Origin of the sequence: Streptosporangium carneum (assembly GCF_027922005.1) — a bacterium.
In the GTDB taxonomy this organism is placed as follows: Bacteria; Actinomycetota; Actinomycetes; order Streptosporangiales; family Streptosporangiaceae; genus Streptosporangium; species Streptosporangium carneum.
The window spans coordinates 1-540 of sequence record NZ_BSEV01000151.1; the positions used below are offsets into that span (position 1 = coordinate 1).

The window sequence follows — 540 nt, forward strand, 5'->3', positions numbered from 1 at the left end:
TGCCGCTCTGCGACGAAAATGAAGGCCGGCGCACCCGGTCCGCCGTTGAGATATTTATAGCCGCAGCCCACCGCGAAATCGGCATTGCAGGCATTCAGATCGATCGGCAGAGCCCCGGCCGAGTGACACAGATCCCAGATCACCAGCACGCCCTTGTCCTGGGCCGCGCGCGTGATTGCCTGCATGTCGTGCAGATAGCCGGTCTTGTAGTGGGCCTGGGTGATCAGCAGCGCCGCGACCGTCTCGTCGAGCGCATCGACCAGGTCTTCTGTCGCCACCAGCCTGTGCTCGACCCGGCCGCCGGACGCCGCGGCCAGACCCTGCATCATGTAGACATTGGTCGGGAAATTACCGGTCTCGGACAGGATGACCGACCGTTCGGGCTGCAATTGAATACAGGTCGACAGCGCCTTGAAAATATTGATCGACGTCGAATCGGCGACGACGACCTCCTCGGGCTTCGCGCCGATCAGCGGGGCCACCTTGCCGCCCAGCCGGCGCGGCATGTCCATCCAGTGATTGGTGTTCCAGGAGCGGATC

1 protein-coding gene is annotated in these 540 nt (G+C 63.1%); it reads right to left on the reverse strand.

Annotated features, from left to right (window positions below; genetic code table 11):
* Positions 1–512, reverse strand: a 512-nt coding sequence (locus PKF00_RS44285) for an aminotransferase class V-fold PLP-dependent enzyme (protein ID WP_271223797.1), incomplete at its 3' end; no start/stop codon positions are given.
* Positions 513–540: the final 28 nt, after the last annotated feature.